The sequence below is a fragment of the Pseudomonas sp. P5_A2_2 genome (assembly GCF_054177685.1).
In genome coordinates this window covers 29885-52367 of record NZ_JBGCUL010000006.1, presented here as the reverse complement: position 1 = coordinate 52367, position 22483 = coordinate 29885, and the positions used below count along the sequence as shown (strand labels likewise).

General features: G+C 59.8%; 21 protein-coding genes. 11 read left to right on the top strand and 10 right to left on the bottom strand.

The features are described from left to right. Positions 1–102 precede the first annotated feature (102 nt). A complete protein-coding gene (gene putA / locus ACXRVY_RS02020) occupies positions 103–4053 on the bottom strand; it encodes a trifunctional transcriptional regulator/proline dehydrogenase/L-glutamate gamma-semialdehyde dehydrogenase (protein WP_223457693.1) in 3951 nt (1316 codons plus the stop codon). Positions 4054–4514: 461 nt separating this feature from the next. On the opposite strand from putA, the gene putP reads away from it, so the two are divergent. The 3 genes from putP to ACXRVY_RS02005 all read left to right on the top strand — a co-directional run bounded on the left by putP (position 4515) and on the right by ACXRVY_RS02005 (position 9426). Beyond that, positions 4515–5999 (top strand): sodium/proline symporter PutP, encoded by a 1485-nt coding sequence (gene putP, locus ACXRVY_RS02015; protein ID WP_223457691.1) that lies wholly within the window; start codon positions 4515–4517, stop codon positions 5997–5999. A gap of 267 nt (positions 6000–6266) precedes the next feature. After that, complete coding sequence (locus tag ACXRVY_RS02010) at positions 6267–7679, top strand: PAAR domain-containing protein (protein ID WP_223457689.1); 1413 nt, start codon at positions 6267–6269, stop codon at positions 7677–7679. A gap of 1417 nt (positions 7680–9096) precedes the next feature. Next, on the top strand, positions 9097–9426 hold the full coding sequence (locus ACXRVY_RS02005) for a hypothetical protein (protein ID WP_458236985.1): 330 nt from the start codon (positions 9097–9099) through the stop codon (positions 9424–9426). Between the two features lie 128 nt (positions 9427–9554). On the opposite strand, the gene ACXRVY_RS02000 is transcribed toward ACXRVY_RS02005, so the two are convergent. Further along, the gene (locus ACXRVY_RS02000) at positions 9555–10049 is read right to left on the bottom strand and encodes a DUF2165 family protein (protein WP_458236984.1); all 495 of its coding nucleotides are present in this window, start codon (positions 10047–10049) and stop codon (positions 9555–9557) included. Between the two features lie 207 nt (positions 10050–10256). Between ACXRVY_RS02000 and ACXRVY_RS01995 the strand changes: the two genes are divergently transcribed. Then, a complete protein-coding gene (locus ACXRVY_RS01995) occupies positions 10257–11096 on the top strand; it encodes a 23S rRNA (adenine(2030)-N(6))-methyltransferase RlmJ (RefSeq protein WP_223457684.1) in 840 nt (279 codons plus the stop codon). 54 nt (positions 11097–11150) lie between these two features. Here ACXRVY_RS01995 and msrA read toward each other — a convergent pair whose 3' ends face one another. The 5 genes from msrA to ACXRVY_RS01970 all read right to left on the bottom strand — a co-directional run bounded on the left by msrA (position 11151) and on the right by ACXRVY_RS01970 (position 15178). Further along, a complete protein-coding gene (gene msrA / locus ACXRVY_RS01990; RefSeq protein WP_223457682.1) occupies positions 11151–11816 on the bottom strand; it encodes a peptide-methionine (S)-S-oxide reductase MsrA in 666 nt (221 codons plus the stop codon). 133 nt (positions 11817–11949) lie between these two features. Further along, positions 11950–12468 (bottom strand): DUF3299 domain-containing protein, encoded by a 519-nt coding sequence (locus ACXRVY_RS01985; RefSeq protein ID WP_223457681.1) that lies wholly within the window; start codon positions 12466–12468, stop codon positions 11950–11952. Positions 12469–12479: 11 nt separating this feature from the next. Continuing rightward, complete coding sequence (locus ACXRVY_RS01980) at positions 12480–13745, bottom strand: ABC transporter permease (protein WP_223457680.1); 1266 nt, start codon at positions 13743–13745, stop codon at positions 12480–12482. 1 nt (position 13746) lies between these two features. Beyond that, positions 13747–14457, bottom strand: a complete 711-nt coding sequence (locus tag ACXRVY_RS01975) for an ABC transporter ATP-binding protein (RefSeq protein ID WP_223457679.1) — start codon at positions 14455–14457, stop codon at positions 13747–13749. A 130-nt stretch (positions 14458–14587) separates the two neighbouring features. Continuing rightward, positions 14588–15178, bottom strand: a complete 591-nt coding sequence (locus ACXRVY_RS01970; RefSeq protein WP_223457678.1) for a DUF2796 domain-containing protein — start codon at positions 15176–15178, stop codon at positions 14588–14590. 135 nt (positions 15179–15313) lie between these two features. Between ACXRVY_RS01970 and ACXRVY_RS01965 the strand changes: the two genes are divergently transcribed. Further along, positions 15314–15655 carry a hypothetical protein gene (locus ACXRVY_RS01965; RefSeq protein ID WP_223457677.1) on the top strand — a complete coding sequence of 114 codons (342 nt, stop codon included), beginning with the start codon at positions 15314–15316 and terminating at the stop codon, positions 15653–15655. Between the two features lie 32 nt (positions 15656–15687). Here the strand turns inward: ACXRVY_RS01965 and trxA are convergent, their stop codons facing one another. The 3 genes from trxA to ACXRVY_RS01950 all read right to left on the bottom strand — a co-directional run bounded on the left by trxA (position 15688) and on the right by ACXRVY_RS01950 (position 17873). Continuing rightward, positions 15688–16560, bottom strand: a complete 873-nt coding sequence (gene trxA, locus ACXRVY_RS01960; RefSeq protein WP_223457676.1) for a thioredoxin — start codon at positions 16558–16560, stop codon at positions 15688–15690. A 198-nt stretch (positions 16561–16758) separates the two neighbouring features. Next, positions 16759–17412, bottom strand: a complete 654-nt coding sequence (locus tag ACXRVY_RS01955; protein ID WP_223457674.1) for a class I SAM-dependent methyltransferase — start codon at positions 17410–17412, stop codon at positions 16759–16761. Then, a complete protein-coding gene (locus tag ACXRVY_RS01950) occupies positions 17409–17873 on the bottom strand; it encodes a YbaY family lipoprotein (RefSeq protein WP_108216297.1) in 465 nt (154 codons plus the stop codon). Before ACXRVY_RS01950 ends, ACXRVY_RS01955 begins: the two co-directional genes overlap by 4 nt. A gap of 127 nt (positions 17874–18000) precedes the next feature. Here ACXRVY_RS01950 and nrdR point away from each other — a divergent pair, with 127 nt between their 5' ends. From nrdR to nusB, 6 genes are all read left to right on the top strand, one after another. Then, on the top strand, positions 18001–18465 hold the full coding sequence (gene nrdR / locus ACXRVY_RS01945; RefSeq protein ID WP_003228656.1) for a transcriptional regulator NrdR: 465 nt from the start codon (positions 18001–18003) through the stop codon (positions 18463–18465). After that, positions 18462–19595 (top strand): bifunctional diaminohydroxyphosphoribosylaminopyrimidine deaminase/5-amino-6-(5-phosphoribosylamino)uracil reductase RibD, encoded by a 1134-nt coding sequence (gene ribD, locus ACXRVY_RS01940; RefSeq protein ID WP_223457672.1) that lies wholly within the window; start codon positions 18462–18464, stop codon positions 19593–19595. The genes nrdR and ribD overlap by 4 nt, the downstream gene beginning before the upstream one ends. Before the next feature lie 47 nt (positions 19596–19642). Further along, a complete protein-coding gene (locus ACXRVY_RS01935) occupies positions 19643–20308 on the top strand; it encodes a riboflavin synthase (RefSeq protein WP_008018158.1) in 666 nt (221 codons plus the stop codon). Between the two features lie 16 nt (positions 20309–20324). Then, a complete protein-coding gene (gene ribBA / locus ACXRVY_RS01930) occupies positions 20325–21416 on the top strand; it encodes a bifunctional 3,4-dihydroxy-2-butanone-4-phosphate synthase/GTP cyclohydrolase II (protein ID WP_090325554.1) in 1092 nt (363 codons plus the stop codon). Between the two features lie 91 nt (positions 21417–21507). Next, positions 21508–21984 carry a 6,7-dimethyl-8-ribityllumazine synthase gene (ribH, locus tag ACXRVY_RS01925; RefSeq protein ID WP_003228649.1) on the top strand — a complete coding sequence of 159 codons (477 nt, stop codon included), beginning with the start codon at positions 21508–21510 and terminating at the stop codon, positions 21982–21984. Then, positions 21981–22481, top strand: coding sequence for a transcription antitermination factor NusB (gene nusB / locus ACXRVY_RS01920; protein ID WP_008053839.1), 501 nt, complete (start codon positions 21981–21983; stop codon positions 22479–22481). Before ribH ends, nusB begins: the two co-directional genes overlap by 4 nt. Positions 22482–22483: the final 2 nt, after the last annotated feature.

The window sequence follows — 22483 nt, the reverse complement described above, 5'->3', positions numbered from 1 at the left end:
CATCCGAAACAGATGTGACCGACAGACCGCTATCGCGAGCAGGCTCACTCCTACAGGGATTTGATTGCCAGGCAGCCATTGCAGCTGCCTGGCGTATCGGGTTTAGCCGATGGTCATCAAACTGGCATTACCACCCGCCGCCGCAGTGTTAACACTCAATGCCCGCTCGATCACCAAACGCTCCAGCGCAATATTGGTTTCGCCTTGCGACAGACCCTGCACACCGACGATGGCGCCGGCACGCTTGGCAACCTGCTGGCACACCGCACGCAACTGGTCGGAATGGCCGTGATGCACAACCGCATCAATCACCACTTCGTCCTTGTTCCAGTCGGAAACCAGCTTGATGCGCGCCTGAATATCCTTCGGCAGACGTGCGAACAATGCCTTGGTCAGTTCAGCTTCCGGCCAGACCGCCGAACCACCGACAGCCAGTACTGCCGCCAGTTGAGTCAGCAAGTCGCCTTCGACTTCCGCCAGGCACAACACGTGCTCACGTGGCAGGATCGCGTAGCTGTTGCGCTCGCCGGTCGGGCCAGCCAGAACGCGGGTGATGCCGCTTTGCGATTGTGCGGCGAACTGCACGCACAGGGTGCTCAGGTCGGCGAACTTGTGGCTGTCGGCCCAGGCTTTCAGGGCGGTCAGCGGTTTGCTCATGGCGTCGCGCAGACGAACGTCCGGTGCTGCGGCAGCATCGCCACGAGCGAAGGATTGTTCGATCGCATCCGCAGGGCGGGTCGACAACAGACGGTACAGGTACAGCGGGCCGCCGGCTTTCGGGCCGGTGCCCGACAGGCCTTCGCCGCCGAACGGCTGCACGCCTACTACTGCACCAACGATGTTGCGGTTGACGTAGACGTTACCGGCGTTGACGTTGTCGATCACCTTGGCGATGGTCTCGTCGATGCGGGTGTGAACGCCCAGCGTCAGGCCGTAACCCGAAGCGTTGATCTGGCCGATCAGTTGATCGATGTCTTTGCGCTTGTAGCGAACCACGTGCAGCACCGGGCCGAAGATCTCCCGCTGCAACTCGTCGAAGCTTTCCAGTTCGATCAGCGTCGGCATCACGAAGGTGCCGCGTTTGACTTCTTCGGCATCGGCGATGGCCACCTGGTACACGCTGCGACCTTTGTCGCGCATGGCCTGGATGTGCTTCTCGATACCCGCCTTGGCTTCGGCGTCGATCACCGGGCCGATGTCCACGGACAGGCGCTCAGGGTTGCCGAGACGGCTTTCGGCCATGGCACCTTTGAGCATTTCGATGACGCGGTCGGCGGAGTCTTCCTGCAAGCACAGGACGCGCAGGGCCGAGCAGCGCTGGCCGGCGCTGTCGAAGGCCGACGAAACCACGTCGATCACAACCTGTTCGGTCAGTGCCGAGGAGTCGACGATCATTGCGTTCTGGCCACCGGTTTCGGCGATCAGCGGGATCGGACGGCCCTGACTGTCCAGGCGGCCGGCGATGTTGCGTTGCAGCAAGCGCGCGACTTCGGTGGAGCCGGTGAACATCACGCCTTTGACGCGTTCGTCGCCGACCAGGCCGGCACCGACGGTTTCACCGCGACCCGGCAGCAATTGCAGCACGCCTTGCGGAATCCCTGCTTCGAGCAGCAGGCGCACGGCTTGAGCGGCGACCAGCGGAGTCTGTTCCGCAGGCTTGGCCAATACCGGGTTACCGGCAGCCAGTGCGGCAGCCACTTGACCACTGAAGATCGCCAGCGGGAAGTTCCACGGGCTGATGCACACCACTGGACCCAACGGACGGTGAGCGTCATTGGTGAAATCGTTGCGTGCCTGCACTGCGTAATAACGCAGGAAGTCCACGGCTTCACGCACTTCGGCGATGGCGTTGGCGAAGGTCTTGCCAGCTTCGCGGGCCAGCAGGCCCATCAGCGGCTGGATCTCGGCTTCCATCAGATCGGCGGCGCGTTCCAGGATCGCAGCGCGTTCGGCGGGCGGCGTGGCCTGCCAGATCGGTGCAGCGTTCAGGGCGCACTGGATGGCGTTGTCGACGTCTTCGACGGTCGCTTCCTGTACATGGCCGACCACGTCACGCAGATCGGACGGGTTCAGCACAGGGGTTGGAGCTTCGTTGCTGGAAGCGCAACCGAGCATCGGCGCCGCTTTCCAGTGGTTGTGCGCGGTAGCCAGCAGGGCGCAAGACAGCGACGCCAGACGATGTTCGTTGGCCATGTCGATGCCGCTGGAGTTGGCGCGTTCGGAGCCATACAGGTCACGCGGCAGCGGAATGCGCGGGTGCGGCAGGCCGAAACCACCTTCCACGGTCGCCATCTGCTCGATGCTGGCTACCGGATCGGCCACCAGTTCCTGGATGGAGATCGACTGGTCGGCGATACGGTTGACGAACGAGGTGTTCGCGCCGTTTTCCAGCAGGCGACGCACAAGGTAGGCCAGCAGTGTTTCGTGGGTTCCGACCGGTGCGTACACGCGGCACGGACGGTTCAGCTTGCCTTCGGAAACTTTGCCTACAACTTGTTCGTACAGCGGTTCACCCATGCCGTGCAGGCACTGGAACTCGTACTGGCCCGGGTAATAGTTCTGACCAGCGATGTGATAAATGGCCGACAGGGTGTGGGCGTTGTGCGTGGCGAACTGCGGGTAGATGACTTCCGGCACCGACAGCAGTTTGCGGGCGCAAGCGATGTAGGACACGTCGGTGTACACCTTGCGGGTGTACACCGGGTAGCCTTCCAGGCCTTCGACCTGGGCGCGCTTGATTTCGCTGTCCCAGTACGCCCCTTTCACCAGGCGGATCATCAGGCGATGACGGCTGCGACGAGCCAGGTCGATCACGTAGTCGATCACGTACGGGCAACGCTTCTGATAAGCCTGGATCACGAAACCGATGCCGTTCCAGCCAGTCAGTTGCGGCTCGAAGCACAGGCGTTCGAGCAGATCCAGCGACAGCTCGAGGCGGTCGGCTTCTTCGGCATCGATGTTCAGGCCGATGTCGTAGTGCTTGGCCAGCAGGGTCAGCGACAGCAGGCGCGGGTACAGCTCGTCCATCACGCGCTCGTACTGGGCGCGGCTGTAGCGTGGGTGCAGGGCCGACAGCTTGATCGAAATGCCCGGGCCTTCATAAATCCCGCGACCGTGGGAGGCTTTGCCGATCGAGTGGATGGCTTGTTCGTACGAGGCCAGGTACTTCTGCGCGTCGTGCTCGGTGAGTGCGGCTTCACCCAGCATGTCGTAGGAATAACGGAAGCCCTTGGCTTCGAACTTGCTCGCGTTGGCCAGGGCTTCGGCGATGGTTTCGCCGGTCACGAACTGCTCGCCCATCAGGCGCATGGCCATGTCGACGCCCTTGCGGATCATCGGCTCGCCGCTCTTGCCGATGATGCGGCTCAGGGACGATGTCAGGCCGGCTTCGTTGTGCGTGGACACCAGCTTGCCGGTCAGCAGCAAGCCCCAGGTGGCGGCGTTGACGAACAACGACGGGCTGTTGCCCAGGTGCGGCTGCCAGTTGCCGGTGCTGATCTTGTCGCGGATCAGGGCGTCGCGGGTGCCTTTGTCCGGGATGCGCAGCAGCGCTTCGGCCAGGCACATCAGCGCCACGCCTTCCTGGGACGACAGGGAGAACTCCTGTAGCAGGCCCTGGACGATGCCGGCACGGCCGCCGGCGCTCTTCTGGTTGCGCAGTTTTTCCGCAATCGAGGCAGCGAGTTTGTTGGTGGCTTCGGCCATCGGTGCCGGCAGACGCGCCTGCTCGATCAGCATCGGCACCACTTCCGGCTCAGGGCGACGGTAGGCGGCGGTGATCGAGGCGCGCAGTACCGATTGCGGCAGGATGCTTTCGGCGAATTCAAGGAAGCACTGGTGGGCGTGATCCAGAGGCGCGTCGACGCTGTCGTCGGAATCCTTGGTCAAACCGCTCAGCTCGGTCAGGGTTGCACCACCCTCGAGTTTTTCCAGGTAATTGAAGATTGCCTGCTTGATCAGCCAGTGCGGCGTGCGATCAATCGAGGTCGCGGCGGCCTTGAGGCGTTCGCGGGTCGGGTCGTCAAGTTTGACCCCAAGGGTGGTGGTAGCCATGTTTTTATCCTCATGTTTGCCACGACTGCGTGGCATCAGCTGGCGGCAAGATTAGCCGTGCAGCTGTTGAGGTGCAACCGGGTGCAACCCTTTTTTTGTCGGAATATTACGCAGCTCGTCAGGAAATAAATTCTCGTACGGCTGTGCTGCATTTGCCTGGTGCTTTTCCAGCGAGTTAACACTCGTTTTTGCTCCGAAAAGGAGCAAAAAACGTTTTTTAACGTTTATTTCCGACTAGGTGCAACTTATTCCCAAGAAACTGGTTGCACCTTATTTGCTTTGTTGAATAGCATTCGCGCCCAAGGTGCAACCCGGACAAAAGCCGGGTGCTCCGGCTGATGGCTTTCCTGGGGAAACATCAGTCATAAATGCGCGGGAATCCGGATCGTCTGTCAAACCTATGCGTTTGCGAGCGGTTCACCAGCCGCCGCTACATAAAAACAAAGCCAGGGCGTAACTTAATGAGCGTAAGCAATCCAACCTTGATCACGTTCGTGATCTACATCGCAGCAATGGTGCTGATCGGCTTGATGGCCTATCGCTCCACCAACAACCTTTCCGATTACATCCTGGGCGGCCGTAGCCTGGGCAGCGTCGTGACCGCACTGTCCGCCGGCGCCTCCGACATGAGTGGCTGGTTGTTGATGGGCTTGCCCGGCGCGATCTACATGTCCGGTCTTTCCGAAAGCTGGATCGCCATTGGCCTGATCGTCGGCGCCTACCTGAACTGGCTGTTCGTCGCCGGCCGTCTGCGTGTGCAGACCGAGCACAACGGCGATGCACTGACCCTGCCGGACTACTTCTCCAGTCGCTTCGAAGACAAGAGCGGCCTGCTGCGGATCATCTCCGCGGTCGTGATCCTGGTGTTCTTCACCATCTACTGCGCTTCCGGCATCGTGGCTGGCGCCCGTCTGTTCGAAAGCACCTTCGGCATGTCCTACGAGACGGCGCTGTGGGCCGGTGCTGCGGCGACGATTGCCTACACCTTTGTCGGCGGATTCCTGGCCGTGAGCTGGACCGATACCGTACAAGCCACCCTGATGATCTTCGCGTTGATCCTGACACCGGTTATCGTGCTGCTGGCCACTGGCGGCGTCGACACCACCTTCCTGGCCATCGAAGCGCAAGATCCAGGCAACTTCGACATGCTCAAGGGCACCACTTTCATCGGCATCATCTCGCTGATGGGCTGGGGTCTGGGCTACTTCGGCCAGCCGCACATCCTGGCGCGTTTCATGGCTGCCGATTCGGTTAAATCGATCGCCAAGGCCCGTCGCATTTCCATGACCTGGATGATCCTGTGCCTGGGCGGCACCGTGGCAGTCGGCTTCTTCGGTATCGCCTACTTCTCGGCCAACCCGGCCGTGGCCATGCCAGTGAGTGAAAACCACGAGCGTGTGTTCATCGAACTGGCCAAGATCCTCTTCAACCCATGGATCGCCGGTATCCTGTTGTCGGCCATTCTGGCTGCGGTGATGAGCACCCTGAGCTGCCAGTTGCTGGTGTGCTCGAGCGCCCTGACCGAAGACTTCTACAAAACCTTCCTGCGTAAATCCGCTTCCCAGGTTGAACTGGTCTGGGTCGGCCGTGCCATGGTGCTGTTGGTTGCCCTGATTGCTATCGCGCTGGCGGCCAACCCGGAAAACCGTGTACTGGGTCTGGTGAGCTACGCCTGGGCCGGTTTCGGTGCCGCATTCGGTCCGGTCGTACTGATCTCCGTGATCTGGAAAGACATGACCCGCAACGGCGCACTGGCCGGTATCCTGGTCGGCGCGATCACCGTGATCGTCTGGAAACACTACGAGCTGCTGGGCCTGTACGAAATCATCCCAGGCTTCATCTTCGCCAGCCTGGCGATCTACTTCGTCAGCAAAATGGGCACGCCGACTGCTGGCATGTTCCAGCGTTTTGCGGCTGCAGAGAGTGATTATCGTTTGAACAAGTGATAAGTGATGGGTTGAACTCTTCCCGTCCCTGATAAAAGAACGGCTCGCAGCTATATGGTGCGGGCCGTTTTTTTTGCAAGCCAGCTCCGAAAACAGGCATTGGCCCTCCAATATCCGTGGTCCTTTTCAGTGCTGGTCGTAAGACATTTCCTGATTTTCTCGGCCATCTTGAGTTTCCTCTCTGTCCACGTACTTTGCGTTAGCCAGCTCATCGCGAGTCAGTGGTGCGCTCTCATAACTGAGGCGCCGTAGAAAGGGAGAACAGCAATGGCCAAGGGGTACTTCATTCGCGAAGGTGACGAGACCACTTGCGGTGGCAAAGTTCTGGAGTGCGATACTCATATCATGATGTTTGGCTTCGCCCATGCGCGCGACGGTGACCCGGTTTCCTGCGGCAAAGACAATAAAATTTACGTGATCGCTGGCGGTGTTTCCTACTTCACAAGCAATGGCAGGATGGTAGCGGGATCGCTGGATAGTTTCAGTAGTTGTCCTTGCAAAGCCGGGCTGATCCCATCGCAGGACACGGCGGGCTACCAGTCCGAGCGCAGTGCTGCACCTCACGCCACGCGAACCGCCACTGCGCAGGTTGCGCCCGCCGCTACCAGCGCTCCAGTAACGTCGCGATCAACCAGCTTCGCGCCTGCGCCAACCCCTCCCATGCCGGTGCGTGACAACGGCACGGAGGCGGTAGAGCCAGGCTTTTTCATCGTCCCGAAGAGCACCACCCGCGAACAACTCGAGGCCTCGCTGTTCACCCTGCGCGACCCGGCGGTGATGGGCAAATTCAAGTTGCTCAATCCCGACCCGGGCGACATTAAAGCCGGCTCGATGATCGTGCTGAGCGACCCCAATAACTACCAATGCACCCGTGAAGAAGCCCTGCTCATGGACGTGGCAGCCAAGACCAACCAGGTACTTGCAACGCTCAGCCCGGAAGAGGCGGATTTCATGGTGCAGCACCGTGATGTCATCCAGACCTTTCTGACCTATGGCTCGGGCGCAATAGGTGTCGGCGCGAGTATTTTCAAAAACAATCTGGATAACGTCAGCGACACCCTGAAAAAAATCGAAGCGTTGCATCAACAGTCATTTCTGCGCGATGGCCACCTGAGCTCGCCGACATTCGTGGCAGAACGGCAAAAGCTGCTGGCACAACTCGATAGCCACCTGACCAGCCTGACGCGCAAAGGCATCGGTTTCCCGGACCACCCCAACTTGAATCGGGCGCTGTTCCTCTCGCCTCCCAGTCTGGTTCACCGCTGGACCGAAGCCGGTGGCGTGGGGCAGATACCGGGGTATGCGACTCATCTTGAGGGGGTGGCCAAAGCCTCCAAGTACCTCCAGTACGGGGGCTGGGTTGGCACGGCCATTGGTGGAGGGGCCTCGGCCATGAAGGTTCAGGATGTGTGCACGGCGGGCAATGCCGAGGCCTGCAAGCGAGTTAAATTCACTGAGGCAGGGAGCTTTGCTGGCGGGATTGGGGGCGGCGCATTGACTGGCGGTTTGACTGCTCCCTTAGTGGGTGGACTCTGTGTGGCATTAACTGTACCTACTGCCGGAGTTGCGCCATTGGCATGTAGCATTTTGGTCGTTGGAATTAGTTCTTATGCAGGAGGAGAATTTGGTGGCGCACTCGGCGAAATGGTTGGAGAGCAAATTTACGAGGCGGTGAAGTGACTACAGCTAAACTAATCATTGGCGGTTTGGGTGGCGTGGTAATTATCTGCCAATTCATCTGCATTGGAATAGCCTTGTATCTGAGCTATGCGAAAGGTGACTTGATGTTGTCGCACTTCAAAAATAGTTCGTCTCTACTGACTTTCGGAATATATAGACGTACAAGCCTCTATGGAAGGTTAAAGTTGGTAGGAAGCATTTCTAGCATTCTTGCATTTCCAGGGTTCTTCCTTAAACGAGGTCTAGCCAATGCCGAGGACATAGACAGCTTCCCCATCCCACTTAAACGACAACTTGTAATGTTGCAATGGGGTTTTATTTGGCTTGTGGTTGCAATGGTATTGCTTGTCGCAATAGGAAAGTCAGGGATACTCAAGTAACTCAAGATAATGGGCCCCAAACTTGGTTGGTGTGCCCATTTTTCACTCCATCCCCCTACCCGCTACTTGGGCTTGGAGGACGACTTACGGATTAACGCTGTCCTTCAATGACTTGCCCGGCTTGAACAGGTGGATCGTGCATAAATGAAGTCTAGAGTAAAGAAATGCAAGAAATGCAAGAAATGTGGAGTGCTGGATAGAGACGGCTTGTCGCTAATAGAAGGTGAGTGCTGTCTTTCATGTCGATTAAAAAAGTACGAGATGGGAAACTTTAATATTTTGAAGGAAGCACCACTCCGGTTGAAAGTTCTACTTGGTGGGGCTTCGTTGATTTTTATAACGCTTTCAATTTATGCAATATATTATCAATATCTCCTATTGCCTGGAGGCGCTCGCGGTCAACCATTTCTGGTAGAGTTTTCAGGGCTTGGAGTGCTGATGCCGGTGTTTTCAATAAGCTTTTTGTCGTTAATTATTTCCAATTGTCATCGGCATTCTAGCGATCATACTTATAAAAAGGTAATAAGGTACAGCTTTCACGCTGGTTGGATTTTGTACTTGATTTCTATATTCTTTTTTTCGGAAATAACCAGGCAGCTAACAGTTGGCAATTGACAAGCGCATCGTAAGTCGGTCGATAAGGTTCTCCCTTTGCGMCATTCAGCCTCAAATTAATTTGATAAATTGTAGCTGTTACAGCTTTTTCGGGTGAGGTCCTAGGACGTTTCCTTCAAACCCTAGCGGTTTTCATGAACTGGTGCGATGTGAGTTCCGTCGTTAGTCTTTGGCGGTCACTGACAATTCAGTGGTGGGGTGTAGGAACCTCTCAAGACCGTTAGAGCTACTTTGGCGTCACTGCTTGGTTTGCGGCCGTTTGCATGCGGCCGTAAGATCAGTTGCGGTGGCTATGCGCGGGCACGCTTCGGCGTGGTCGAGTTTTGCTCTAAGGGTCTCGATATTCCTACCCCGTGCATAGCTGCCACCCTGGCCCGTAGGAAGGCTAATGGCAGGTCCATTTCTTCCTTAGAGCGTTAAAAATGAAATCAATACATCCCGATCCACCCTACGAAAAACCAACCCCCCATCCCGACAACCGCTTCATGKCATTGACCAGCAACTGCTCCGACATGCCCACCCTATTCGTCGACACCCACGCGCCACTCGACATCCTCACCGACGCCGCCAACTACAGAATCCGCGCAGTTACCCAAGTGCTTGAGAACCTGTCGATGCGCGGTTCGATCGAGTGTGAGTCGTTCATCCTCAGCGATTTCGCCTTGCTCTGCGCTATTACGTTGCGCGATGGCTGTGATGTGCTGGATGTGGTTGGGCGGCGGTTGCGGGGGCGGCCTACCGCTGCGGCGTAGGCGTCGCCACAAGATCAAGAGATCCCGGGCTTCATGCTGAACAGATGAGGCTTTCAGCGAGGCTTTTAGCTTCCTGATTGAAGAAGACGGCCCGCATCCGATGGATGCGGGCCGTCTTTTATTGGGGATCAGTCAAGATCGGCATCGGGCTGATTCAGAAAGATCAGCACGCCCAGTATTGCCATGTAGAACCTGAAGGCTGCGTCCTGGCCATTCCAGATGTCGGATTGCCACATCAGAAACCACTCGCCTCCAACAACCATGAAGCCGAAAAACCACACGAAAAACCCAGTCGTCAAACCCGCTACGGCCCACTTCCTGGCCTGTCTGAATTCATGCCCACCGGCTGACCGTGAACGCMAGAGCTGTAGTGCGCCGTAGCCAAGAAGTCCGCAGGTAATGGCTTCGCCAAGGATGATCAGCCAGTAGGCCCCATGCCACACCCAAGGCAGATCAATTGCGCGATACCGGGCGGCGTTGTCAGGGAAGGTGGTGTCCATGCTCAGCACGTGCCGGACGAAGTTGAAGTTGGAACCGTAGTCGGTGATGTTGTTGAACACGGTCATGAAGGCGAATGCGGCGAGCGCCAGGGTCATTGCAATCTTTGCGTAGCGAATGGTCATTGGTGCGTCCTTTGCTTTTTTCGACAAAGAACGCTATCACGCCGGTTTGCAGGTTCGGGAATCTTCCTGTTGTGAGGCGTTTCTGAATTTGTCGAGTGATTGTGCATGTTTGTTGCCGCTATGAATGCTCGGAGTGTCCGCTCGGCCGCCAGGTCCTGACTTGCCGGCCGGTAAAAGGTAAACTCCCCGGCCTTCGCAGGAGCAGCCATGAATTATCGTCACGCCTTCCATGCCGGCAATCACGCCGATGTGTTCAAACACCTGACCTTGACCCGCCTCATCGCCCTGATGTCGCGCAAGGAGCAGCCGTTTGCCTATCTCGACACCCACGCCGGCATCGGTCTGTATGACCTTCAAGGCGATCAGGCCAACCGTACCGGTGAGTACCTGGAAGGCATTGCGCGTTTGTGGGATCAGCCGGATCTGCCGATCCTGACCGCCGATTACATGCAGGTGCTGCACGAGATGAACCCGGATGGCCAGTTGCGCTATTACCCGGGGTCGCCGGAGTTGGCGCGACGCCTGACTCGCCCGCAGGACCGTGTGTTGCTTAACGAGAAACACCCGGAAGACGGCGTGCTGCTCAAGGACAACATGGCCGGTGATCGCCGGGTCAAGGTACACCTGGGCGAAGGCTGGCATGTGCCCCGGGCCTTGCTGCCGGTGCCGGAAAAGCGTGCGGTGATGTTGATCGATCCGCCGTTCGAGAAGCTCGACGAAATGCAGCGTTGTGCCGCGTCGTTGAAGGAAGCGATTGGCCGGATGCGTCAGACCGTGGCGGCGATCTGGTACCCGGTGAAGGATCAGCGTGCGCTGCGTCGTTTCTATCAGGATCTGGCTGGTACCGGTGCGCCGAAGTTGTTGCGGGTGGAGTTGCTGGTGCATCCGCTGGATACGCCGAACAGTTTGAACGGTTCAGGGCTGGCGATTGCCAATCCGCCGTGGGGGCTGGAGGAAGAGTTGCGTGAGTTGCTGCCGTGGTTGTCCCAGAAGCTGGGGCAGACCCAGGGTGGGTGGCGGATGGATTGGTTGATTGCCGAGAGTTGATCAGCAATCAACAAACGGTGGCGAGGGAGCAAGCTCCCTCGCCACCGTTCAGGGTTAGTTGCCCGCCAGGCTCGGTGGCATGCACACGCCGGTACCGCCAATCCCGCAATAGCCTTCCGGATTTTTCGCCAGGTACTGCTGGTGATAAGCCTCGGCAAAGTAGACGGTTGGGGCCTGGTCGATTTCAGTGCTGATTTCACCGAGACCGGCCTTGGTCAGCTCGGCCTGGTAGATTTCCTTGCTCTTGAGCGCCGCGTCCAGTTGTTCCTGGCTAGTGGCGTAGATCACCGAACGGTACTGGGTGCCGATGTCATTGCCCTGGCGCATGCCCTGCGTCGGGTTGTGCAGTTCCCAGAACATCGCCAGCAGTTCTTCGTAGCTGACCCTGGCCTTGTCATACACCACCAGCACCACTTCGGCGTGGCCGGTCAGGCCCGAGCAGACTTCTTCGTAGGTCGGGTTCGGCGTGAAACCGCCGGCGTAGCCGACCACGGTGCTGACCACGCCTTCACGCTGCCAGAAGCGACGTTCCGCGCCCCAGAAGCAGCCGAGGCCGAAGATCGCGAAGTCGACATCTTCGAAGAATGGGCCAAGCAAGGGGGTGTCTTTAAACACAAAGTGCTTTTCAGGCAGGGTCATCGCGGTTTCGCGGCCGGGCAGAGCTTGTTCTTTAGTCGGGAGCACGTTTTTGTTCACCAGGATTTCCGAGCGCAGAACCATGATCAGTCCTCTCAGTCAGGTTGGGTTGTAAATAAACAGACCGTCAGTGTGCCCAATACCTTTCAGATAATCACTAGCCAGGCGGGAGGTTCCATGTTGCAGGGCAACCCTGCAACTTCAGGCTGGCTGGTTTTCACTCCGGCAGTTCATACAAGTAAATCTTGTCCGCCTCCATCTGATACCCCGCATCCGCCAGCTCACTGCTGGACGCCTTGACCTGCAACGCGCCTTCGATCCAGTACGGCTGATACAACTCGTCGAGTTTCACGCCGACTTCGCTTTTGACGTGCACGATCTGGTTCGACGGCGGTGGCGGCACATGGATGCAGGCGCCAAAATACGGCACCAGCAGGAAATCCGTGGTGCGTCCTTCCTCGCTCACTTCCAGCGGCACGATGTAACCCGGCAGGCGAATGTTCTGGCCATCGAGGGCCTTGACCACCGGTGCGTTGGGCATGTCCTGTTTGGCTGCTGGCGCCGACTCTGCCGAGAGCATGCTGCTCATCTGCGACAGATCGTGCAGCGGCGTCATGTTCGGCACTTCTTTCGGCGCGTCGGGCGGGATCATCTCCGACCAGGTCAGGTCTTTTGGCTGGGCCGCCCACAGGGGCAGGGCGACCAGCATCAATAGCGCAAGTACAGCGCGGGGCATTTTCAACGTCCTCATAAACGGATCGACAGGCCATCGGCCAGGGATTGGCGATAGGCGCGCCAGGCCGGCACGCTGCCCATCAGCAGCGCGGCGATCTGGATGCCACCGAGCAGCGTCCATTCATACTCGCTCGGCCAGGACAGCGGCAGGAACAGGCCGTAGTTGGCTTGCACATAACCCTGGGCCGCCGCGATACACACATACAGCAACGCTACGCCGGCGATCACGCCCGACAACGCCAGGGCAAAGGCTTCGAGCACCAACAACGTCGCGATATGCCATGGCCGAGCACCCACCGAGCGCAGGATCGCCATTTCCCGGCGGCGTTCGTTGAGGCTGGTGAGAATGGCCGTGAGCATGCCGATCAATCCGGTCAGCACCACAAACAGCGAGACCACGAACAAGGCTTTTTCCGCAGTGCCCATCAGACTCCACAGCTCTTGCAACGCCACGCCCGGCAGGATCGCCAGCATCGGCTCACCACGGAATTCGTTGATTTCCCGTTGCAGGGCAAAGGTCGAAATCTTGTTGTTGAGACCGAGCATGAACGCGGTGATCGCTTGCGGCGTGAGGTCCATGTTGCGCGCCTGATCGGCGGTGATGCGACCCTCGCCCCGGGCCGGCACGCCGTTATGCCAGTCGATGTGAATCGCTTCCATGCCGCCGAGGCTGATGTGCAGTGTGCGGTCCACCGGTGTGCCGGTGCGTTTGAGAATGCCGACCACGGTGAACGGCTTGTCGTCGTGCTTGACCAGGCTGATCGCCGCCACGCCGTGGGCCAGCACCAGTTTATCGCCCAGTTTGTAGTGCAGTGCCTGGGCCACTTCGGCACCGAGCACCACTTCGAACGGGTCGGTTGCAAACGCCCGGCCATCGGTCAGTTCCAGGTGTTGCTGGCGTCCGTACTGGTAATGCTCGAAGTAGGCTTCCGTGGTGCCCATCACTCGGTAGCCACGATGGGAGTCACCGAGGGACATCGGGATTGCCCACTTCACTTTTGGGTTGCTGGCGAAGTGTTCGAAGCTATCCCAACGAATGTTGTTGGTGGCATTGCCGATGCGGAACACCGAGTACAGCAACAGGTTCACCGAGCCGGAGCGGGCGCCGACGATCAGGTCGGTGCCGCTGATGGTGCTGGCGAAACTGGCCTTGGCTTCGGTGCGCACACGCTCCACCGCCAGCAACAGGCACACCGACAAGGCGATGGCGAACGCGGTGAGGATCGCGGTGAAGCGGCGATTAACCAGGCTGGCCATGGCTAGACGAAACAGATACATCTCAGACCTCGGACGGGGTAGCGGCGCGATTGAGTTCGGCCAGCGACAGGTTGTGATCGAACAGCGGCGCCAGGCTCTGGTCGTGGCTGACAAACAACAGGCTCGAGCCGGCTTCGCGGCATTCGGCGAACAACAGGCGAATGAAGTTCTCGCGGGCGTCGTAATCGAGGGCCGAGGTCGGCTCGTCGGCGATCACCAATTCCGGTTGACCGATCAGCGCGCGGGCGGCGGCGACCCGTTGCTGCTGGCCGATGGACAGCGAGTCGGCGCGGCGACCGAGGATGTTTTCATCTTTCAAACCCAGGTGGGCGAGCAGCGTGGCGGCGGCTTTGTCGACGCTGCCGTGACGTTGTTTCGCCCGTTCGGCGCGCAGTCTGGAGAAGTGGCAGGGAAGTTCGACGTTTTCACGCACCGACAGAAACGGCAGCAGGTTGAACTGCTGAAAGATGTAGCCGGTGTGATCGACGCGAAAGTGGTCACGGGCGCCGGCCGAGAGTTGCGTCAGTTCCTGGCCGAGCAGGCGGATGCTGCCGCGATCAGGCTTTTGCACGCCGCCGAGCAGGCCGAGCAGGGTGGTCTTGCCGCTGCCGCTGGGGCCTTTGAGGAACAGGGTTTCCCCGCGCTCCAGGCGAAACGCCGGGATGTCCAGCAGTGGCGGGTGACCGGGCCAGCTGAAGCCCAGGTCGGACAGTTCGATGAGTGCTTGGGTCATGTGAAACCGGTCTGGTTGGTGGTGAACTCCTGTAGGAGCGAGCCTGCTCGCGAAGGAGTGTCAGCCATGTTGATGTCGACTGGCACACCATCGCGAGCAGGCTCGCTCCTACAGGGGGTCTTCAGTGAATTCAGAATTTAAGGCTGGCAGCCTTGGCCGTCACATCAACCCCCTGCTGCCCGCTCGGGCCGATCAGTTGTACCTGAATTGTCCGGGTGGCCGGGAAACTGGTGAAGATATTCGCCAGGTCCAGCGTCTTCAGGGCCGCCGGCGTGGCGCAGGTGAGCTGATAATGAGCGTGGATTTCGCTGTGATCATGGTGATGTTCGTGGCCGTCTTCGTCCTTGGCGTCTTCATCGTGATCATTGTCAGCATCGGGCTGGTCGCCGAACAGCGGGCTTTCCAGTTCCTGGTTTTCCACCACGCAACCGGCGGCTTTTGGCAGGTTGAACAAGGCCAGTGGCTGTTCAAGCCGGGCGCGGGCGGCGGCGACTTTGGCCTTGTCTGCATCGCTGGTGGCGACGTGCTCGAAACCCACCAGGTTCATGGCCGGGCTTTCCAGCTCCAGCTCCAGGGTCTGCCCGTCCAGCCCGGCGTTCAGGCGTCCAACGCCATGTTCGTGGGCACCCAGGCTGCCATGCTCATGATCGTGTTCGTCCGCAGCATGGGCGATAGCCAGCGGCAATATGGCAAACGGCAGGGCGAGAAGCAGACGACGCATGGCGAGTCTCCGAAAAGTAAAATGAAGAAAATGTTATGTAATCTTATAACGTATGTGCGGAGAGTTTGACTGCCTGCTTGGCGTTGCACAAGTCCCATGGGAGCATGCCGGGAAGAAAAGTGCGGGAGCAGACCTATGTTGCGAATTCGCGGAAGCATCGGCGACTGGCCGGTGGATTTGACCCTGGAGATGGACGACGCGGACTGGGCGCGACTAGGAGCGCAGTTGCAGGTGGAAAAATCCACCGTCAGCGCGCCAGCGGCCAAACCTCTGAATCAGGATGATGCGCTGTGGCAGATCGCCAGGGATTTGCTGCGCAAGGCCGGGCAGCTCAGCGGACCGGATTTGCTCGATCAGTTGGAAGGGTTGACCGGCAGTGCGGCGGCGGGCAAGCGCCTGCTGGTGCGCCTGCGCCACAGTCCGGATGTGAAGGTGGAGAGCGGCGGAGATACGCCGCTCTACCGCTGGTTGTTGTAGGAGCGAGCAAGCTCGCTCCTACAAGGTCGTGATCAGTACAGCGCGGCGAACAACTTGCGGCGGTAGGTGCTCACCAACGGATGATCGTTGCCCAGCAACTCGAACACCTGCAGCAAGGTCTTGTGCGGCAAGCCTTCGCTGTAGCTGCGGTTGCGGATGAACAACTTGAGCAATGCGTCCAGCGCGGCGTCGTACTGCTGACGGGCCAGTTGCTGGATCGCCAGTTGATAGACCGCCTCATCGTCCAGCGGGTCTTTCGCCAGTCGGGCCTTCAGGTCGGCGGCATCCGGCAAGTCCTTGGCCAAACCGAGAAACTTGATCTGTGCCTTGGCGCCGGCCAGCGCAGCCTTGTGCTCGTCGCTCTTGACCGCATCCAGCACGGTTTGCGCTTCGCCCAGTTCACCGCGCTCGGTCAGGCAGCGGGCGTACAGGATCAGTGCCTTGGCGTTGGTGTTGTCTTCACCCAGCAGTACTTTGAGCTGGGCTTCGGCATCGGCAAAGCGGCTGTCATCGAATAGTGCCTGGGCCTGTTCGAACGGATCGGCGGCGGCCGGTGGCGGCATTTGCACATGGGGTTCGAGCAGGGCGCGGATGGCGGATTCCGGCTGCGCACCGGCAAAGCCGTCGACAGGCTGGCCGTCCTTGAACAGCACCACGGTCGGCAGGCTGCGGATGCCGAAGCGGGCGACGATGTCTTGCTCGATGTCACAGTTGACCTTGGCCAGCAGCAATTCACCCTGATAACTCTCGGTAATGCTCTGCAACATCGGCATCAGCACTTTGCAGGGCGCGCACCATTCGGCCCAGAAATCCACCAGCACCGGCTTGTGGAAAGAGTTCTCGATCACCGACTGGTCGAAATCGGCAGTCGTGGCGTCGAAGATGTACGGCGTTTCCTGACTCATGGGCAATCTCTTGGAAGCGTGAATGGGGCAACTATACGGCTTGGTGGGGGGCGGCCGGAAGCTGTTGGCCGCTAGTCTTCTGTTGCCTGACAAACCGTCATCGCGAGCAAGCTCGCTCCCACAGGGATTGAAGTCGGCCACAAGATTTGTGGTTCACACCAATCCCTGTAGGAGTGAGCCTGCTCGCGAAGCTCTTGGCTAACGCTGCGCGTGGTAGAGGCTCACATGCCGAAACTCGCGGGGCTCGGCCAGGTCCGGCAGGGTCATCGCCTCCAGCATCTCTATGCGCCGGTACAACGGATGGCGAAAGTCCCGCACTCGGGAATCCGCCACCAGCGCTTCTCGGCCGCGACTGAGGAACTGGTCGAGCAGTGGCAGGTTCGCCCGGTCGTACAGCACATCCGCCACCAGGATCAGATCGAAGCGATCGGCCTCGGCGAAAAAATCCGTGGAGTAATTGAGCTGCACGTCATTGAGCTCGGCATTGGCCCGGCACGCGGCAATCGCCAGCGGGTCGAGGTCGCAGGCCAATACTTCGAGCGCTCCGGCCTTGGCCGCGGCAATCCCTGCCACCCCGGAACCGGCACCGAAATCCAGTACCCGCTTGCCTTCGACCCAATGCGGGTTTGCGGCCAGATAACGGGCTACGGCGAGGCCGCTGGCCCAGCAGAAACTCCAGTACGGCGGCTCATGCAGAATGCGCCGGGTTTCTTCCGGGCTGAAAGCGCGGTCCATGTTGTCGCCGTCGATCAGCCACAGTTTCAAATCGGTTCCGGGTAAATCACAGTCCACCAATCGCGCGTCACCGAGCAGATCCCCCAAGGCCATTTGCAGGTCGAGCGGTGCACTCATGGGGCTTTGACGAATTGCAGTTGGCCCAAGGCCTGGGTGGTCGGCTGGGTAATCAGCTGCGACGGCAAGTGCAGGATCAACTGCCCGGACTGGCTGGCGCGGCCTCGCAGTTCAACGCGGGCGCCGACCGGAAAGGCATCCGGGTTGAAGCGCAGGTGAAACGGCAACACCTGGTTGTTGCCGATCAGGCTGGAACTGGCGAGCAATTGCTGCGGACGGTCTTTATCGTCGATCACCAACAGCGCCAGCTCGACTTCGGCGCCGGCCGGCACACCTTGCAAGGTGCCGCTCAATTCACGCTGATACGCGGGTAGCGGGCCAAGTTCGGCGGCCTCCCGGGCTTTCTTCTGCGCTTGCTGCGGCGCCGGGCCAGGCGTTGGCGGCTGGGGCTTGGGTGCGTCGCTGCCGCAAGCCACCAGCAGGCTGAAAACACTGAGCAAAATGAGCGGACGTAACGACATTGGTGGCTCCATAAAGCTGAATTCCATGGATCAAGTGATCATCCCGTCTGTATACCGCAAACCCTATGGCTTGTCTTGCCACCGGGATGCGCTACCATGGCCCTCCCTTTTTTTGTTGCCTGCCACCATGCACTGTCCCTTCTGCGGTGCCAACGACACCAAGGTCATCGACTCGCGTCTGGTCGCCGAGGGCGAACAGGTGCGCCGCCGGCGTGAATGCCTGGCCTGCGGCGAGCGTTTCACGACGTTCGAGACGGCTGAACTGGTGTTGCCGCGCCTGATTAAAACCGACGGCAGTCGCCAGCCGTTCGATGAAGAAAAACTCCGCGCCGGCATGCAGCGTGCGCTGGAAAAGCGCCCGGTGAGCGTCGAGCGCCTCGAATCGTCGTTGGTGCACATCAAACACAAACTGCGTGCCACCGGCGAACGGGAGGTCAAATCCCTCGTGGTCGGCGAACTGGTGATGGCCGAGTTGCAGAAACTCGACGAAGTCGCCTACATCCGCTTCGCTTCGGTATATCGCCGCTTCCAGGACCTCAACGAGTTCCGCGAAGAGATCGATCGCCTGGCCCGTGAACCGGTGAAAGAATGAACACGCCCGCAGAACTTGCCATCCTCGATGCCCACTACATGGCCCGTGCCCTGGAACTGGCGCGCAAGGGCCATTACACGACGCACCCCAATCCACGGGTCGGCTGCGTGATCGTGCAAGGAGGGCAGATTGTCGGCGAAGGCTGGCACGAGCGCGCCGGTGAACCCCATGCCGAAGTCCACGCCCTGCGCGCGGCCGGTGAGTTGGCCCGTGGCGCTACTGCCTATGTCACGCTTGAACCGTGCAGCCATCACGGCCGTACGCCGCCGTGTGCCGATGCGCTGGTGAATGCCGGTGTGGCGCGGGTGGTCGCGGCGATGCAGGACCCGAACCCGGAAGTCGCCGGTCGTGGTCTGGAGCGTCTGGCTCAGGCCGGTATTGCCACCGAAAGTGGTGTGCTGGAGGGTGAAGCGCGAAAACTCAATCAAGGTTTCCTGAAACGCATGGAACATGGCTTACCGTTCGTGCGGGTCAAATTGGCGATGAGCCTCGACGGTCGCACGGCAATGGAAAGCGGCGAAAGCCAATGGATTACCGGTCCGGCCGCACGTTCGGCAGTACAACGCCTGCGTGCCCAGGCCAGCGTGGTGCTGACCGGTGCCGATACGGTGCTGGCGGACAACGCTCGTTTGACCGTGCGCGCCGATGAGCTGGGTTTGGACGCCGAGCAAACGGCCTTGGCCATGAGCCGTCCACCGCTGCGGGTGCTGGTCGACGGTCGCCTGCGGGTGCCGCTGGATGCACCGTTCTTCAAGGCTGGTCCGGCGCTGGTCGCCACCTGCGTGGCGGTGGAAGAGCAGTATGCCAACGGTCCGGAATGCCTGATCGTGCCCGGCTACGATGGTCAGGTCGACCTGCGTCAGCTGCTGGTCGAGCTCGCCGCCCGTGGCGTCAACGAAGTGTTGGTCGAGGCCGGCCCGCGTCTGGCAGGTGCCTTTGCCCAACTCGGTTTGGTGGACGAGTTCCAGATTTTCATCGCCGGCAAGTTTTTGGGTTCCTCGGCGCGGCCGCTGCTGGACTGGCCGCTCGCGCAAATGAAGGATGCGCCGGAACTCAAAATCACCGAAATTCGTGCGGTTGGCGATGACTGGCGAGTCACTGCCATTCCTTTGCCAGCAGCAAGCGTATAATTTCCGGCCATCGCGCAAGCGCGGGCTTTGTTCTCGAGGAGAACCTCATGTTTACCGGCATCATCGAATCCATCGGCAGTATTCGTGCATTGACCCCAAAGGGCGGTGATGTACGGGTACACGTCGAAACCGGCAAGCTCGATCTGAGCGACGTCAAACTGGGCGACAGCATCGCGGTCAACGGCGTGTGCCTGACCGCCGTTGAGTTGCCGGGCAACGGCTTTGCCGCCGACGTCAGTCGCGAAACCCTCGACTGCACCGCCATGAACGACCTGAAAAGCGGCAGCCCGGTCAACCTGGAAAAAGCCCTGACCCCGACCACTCGCCTCGGCGGGCATCTGGTCAGCGGTCACGTCGACGGCGTGGGCGAAGTGGTTGCCCGTACCGAGAACGCGCGGGCCGTGGAATTCCGCATCCGCGCGCCGAAGGACCTGGCCAAGTACATCGCCCATAAAGGCTCGATCACCGTCGACGGCACCAGCCTGACCGTGAACGCAGTCGATGGCGCCGAGTTCCTGCTGACCATCATTCCGCACACCCTGAGCGAAACCATCATGGCGTCGTACCAGCCAGGTCGCCGGGTGAACCTGGAAGTGGACTTGCTGGCCCGTTACCTGGAACGTCTGCTTTTGGGCGACAAGGCTGCAGAGCCGACCGCCGGCAGCACCATTACCGAAAGCTTTCTGGCCGCCAACGGCTACCTCAAATCCTGACTCAAGGGGGTGCCTTGTGGCGCTCAATAGCATCGAAGAACTGGTTGAAGACATCCGCCAAGGCAAGATGGTCATCCTCATGGATGACGAAGACCGCGAGAACGAAGGCGACCTGATCATGGCCGCCGAGTGCTGCAAGCCCGAGCACATCAACTTCATGGCCAAGCACGCCCGTGGCCTGATCTGCATGCCGATGAGCCGCGAGCGCTGCGAACTGCTCAAGCTGCCGTTGATGGCGCCGCGCAACGGTTCCGGTTTCGGCACCAAGTTCACCGTATCGATCGAAGCGGCCACCGGCGTGACCACCGGCATTTCCGCCGCCGACCGTGCGCGCACCGTGCAGGCCGCCGCCGCCCGTGATGCCAAGGCTGAAGACATCGTCAGCCCCGGTCACATCTTCCCGCTGATGGCCCAGGCCGGCGGTACCCTGGCCCGCGCCGGCCACACCGAAGCCGCCTGCGACCTGGCGCGCATGGCCGGTTTCGAGCCGAGCGGTGTGATCTGTGAAGTGATGAACGACGACGGCACCATGTCCCGTCGCGCCGAGCTGGAAGCTTTTGCCGCCGAACACGACATCAAGATCGGCACCATCGCCGACCTGATTCACTACCGGATGATCCACGAACGTACCGTTCAGCGGATTGCCGAGCAGCCACTGGACAGCGAACTGGGCCAATTCAACCTGGTGACCTACCGTGATTCGGTGGAAGGCGACGTGCACATGGCCCTGACCCTGGGCAACGTGTGTGCCGAAGAACCGACCCTGGTTCGCGTGCACAACATGGACCCGCTGCGTGACCTGCTGATGGTCAAGCAACCGGGCCGCTGGAGCCTGCGCGCCGCCATGGCTGCGGTCGCCGAGGCGGGCAGTGGCGTGGTGTTGTTGCTGGGTCACCCGCTCGATGGCGACGTGTTGCTGGCGCACATCCGCGAAACCGCCGACCACGCGGCCGTGAAAAAACCGACCACCTACAGCATTGTCGGTGCCGGTTCGCAGATCCTGCGTGACCTCGGTGTGCGCAAAATGCGCCTGATGTCGGCACCCATGAAATTTAATGCGATATCCGGTTTCGATCTGGAAGTTGTAGAATACGTGCCCTCCGAATAATGACCGGTTGTTTCCGGCCCTGAATTCGCGGTTCAAATATCACCGAGGGACGCGTACGAGACGCGTCCCGGCTCTTTAAGAGATCTATCGAATGACCCTGAAGACCATCGAAGGTACCTTCATCGCCCCTAAAGGCCGCTACGCTCTGGTAGTGGGCCGTTTCAACAGCTTCGTCGTTGAAAGCCTGGTCAGCGGTGCAGTTGATGCCCTGGTTCGCCACGGCGTGAGCGAAAGCGACATCACCATCATCCGCGCGCCTGGCGCCTTCGAAATTCCGCTGGTTGCGCAGAAAGTCGCCCAAAAAGGCGAATTCGCGGCAATCATCGCCTTGGGCGCGGTCATTCGTGGCGGCACTCCGCACTTCGAATACGTGGCTGGCGAATGCACCAAGGGCCTGGCCCAGGTGTCCATGGAGTTCGGCGTTCCGGTCGCATTCGGCGTGCTGACCGTTGATTCCATCGAGCAAGCCATTGAACGTTCCGGCACCAAGGCCGGTAACAAAGGTGCTGAAGCTGCCCTGTCCGCTCTGGAAATGGTCAGCCTGCTGGCGCAGTTGGAGGCCAAGTGATTAGCGACGAAAGCGATCGATTCAACCCACGCGACCCAAAGCCTGCGGATGCCGGCAAGCCATCGAAAAGCGTCAAGCGTCGCGAAGCCCGTCAGCTCGCGACTCAGGCGCTGTACCAATGGCACATGGCCAAGCAGTCGCTGAACGAGATCGAAGCGCAGTTCCGGGTCGATAACGATTTCACCGATGTCGACGGCGCGTACTTCCGCGAAATCCTGCACGGGGTTCCGCAGTTCAAGACCGAAATCGACACCGCACTCACGCCATGCCTGGACTTGACCATCGAAGAGCTCGACCCGGTTGAACTGGCGGTTCTGCGCCTGTCCACCTGGGAACTGCTCAAGCGCGTCGACGTGCCGTACCGCGTTGTGATCAACGAGGGTATCGAACTGGCCAAGGTCTTCGGTTCCACCGACGGCCACAAGTTCGTCAACGGTGTGCTCGACAAGCTGGCCCCGCGTCTGCGTGAAGCTGAAGTGAAGGCGTTCAAGCGCTGATT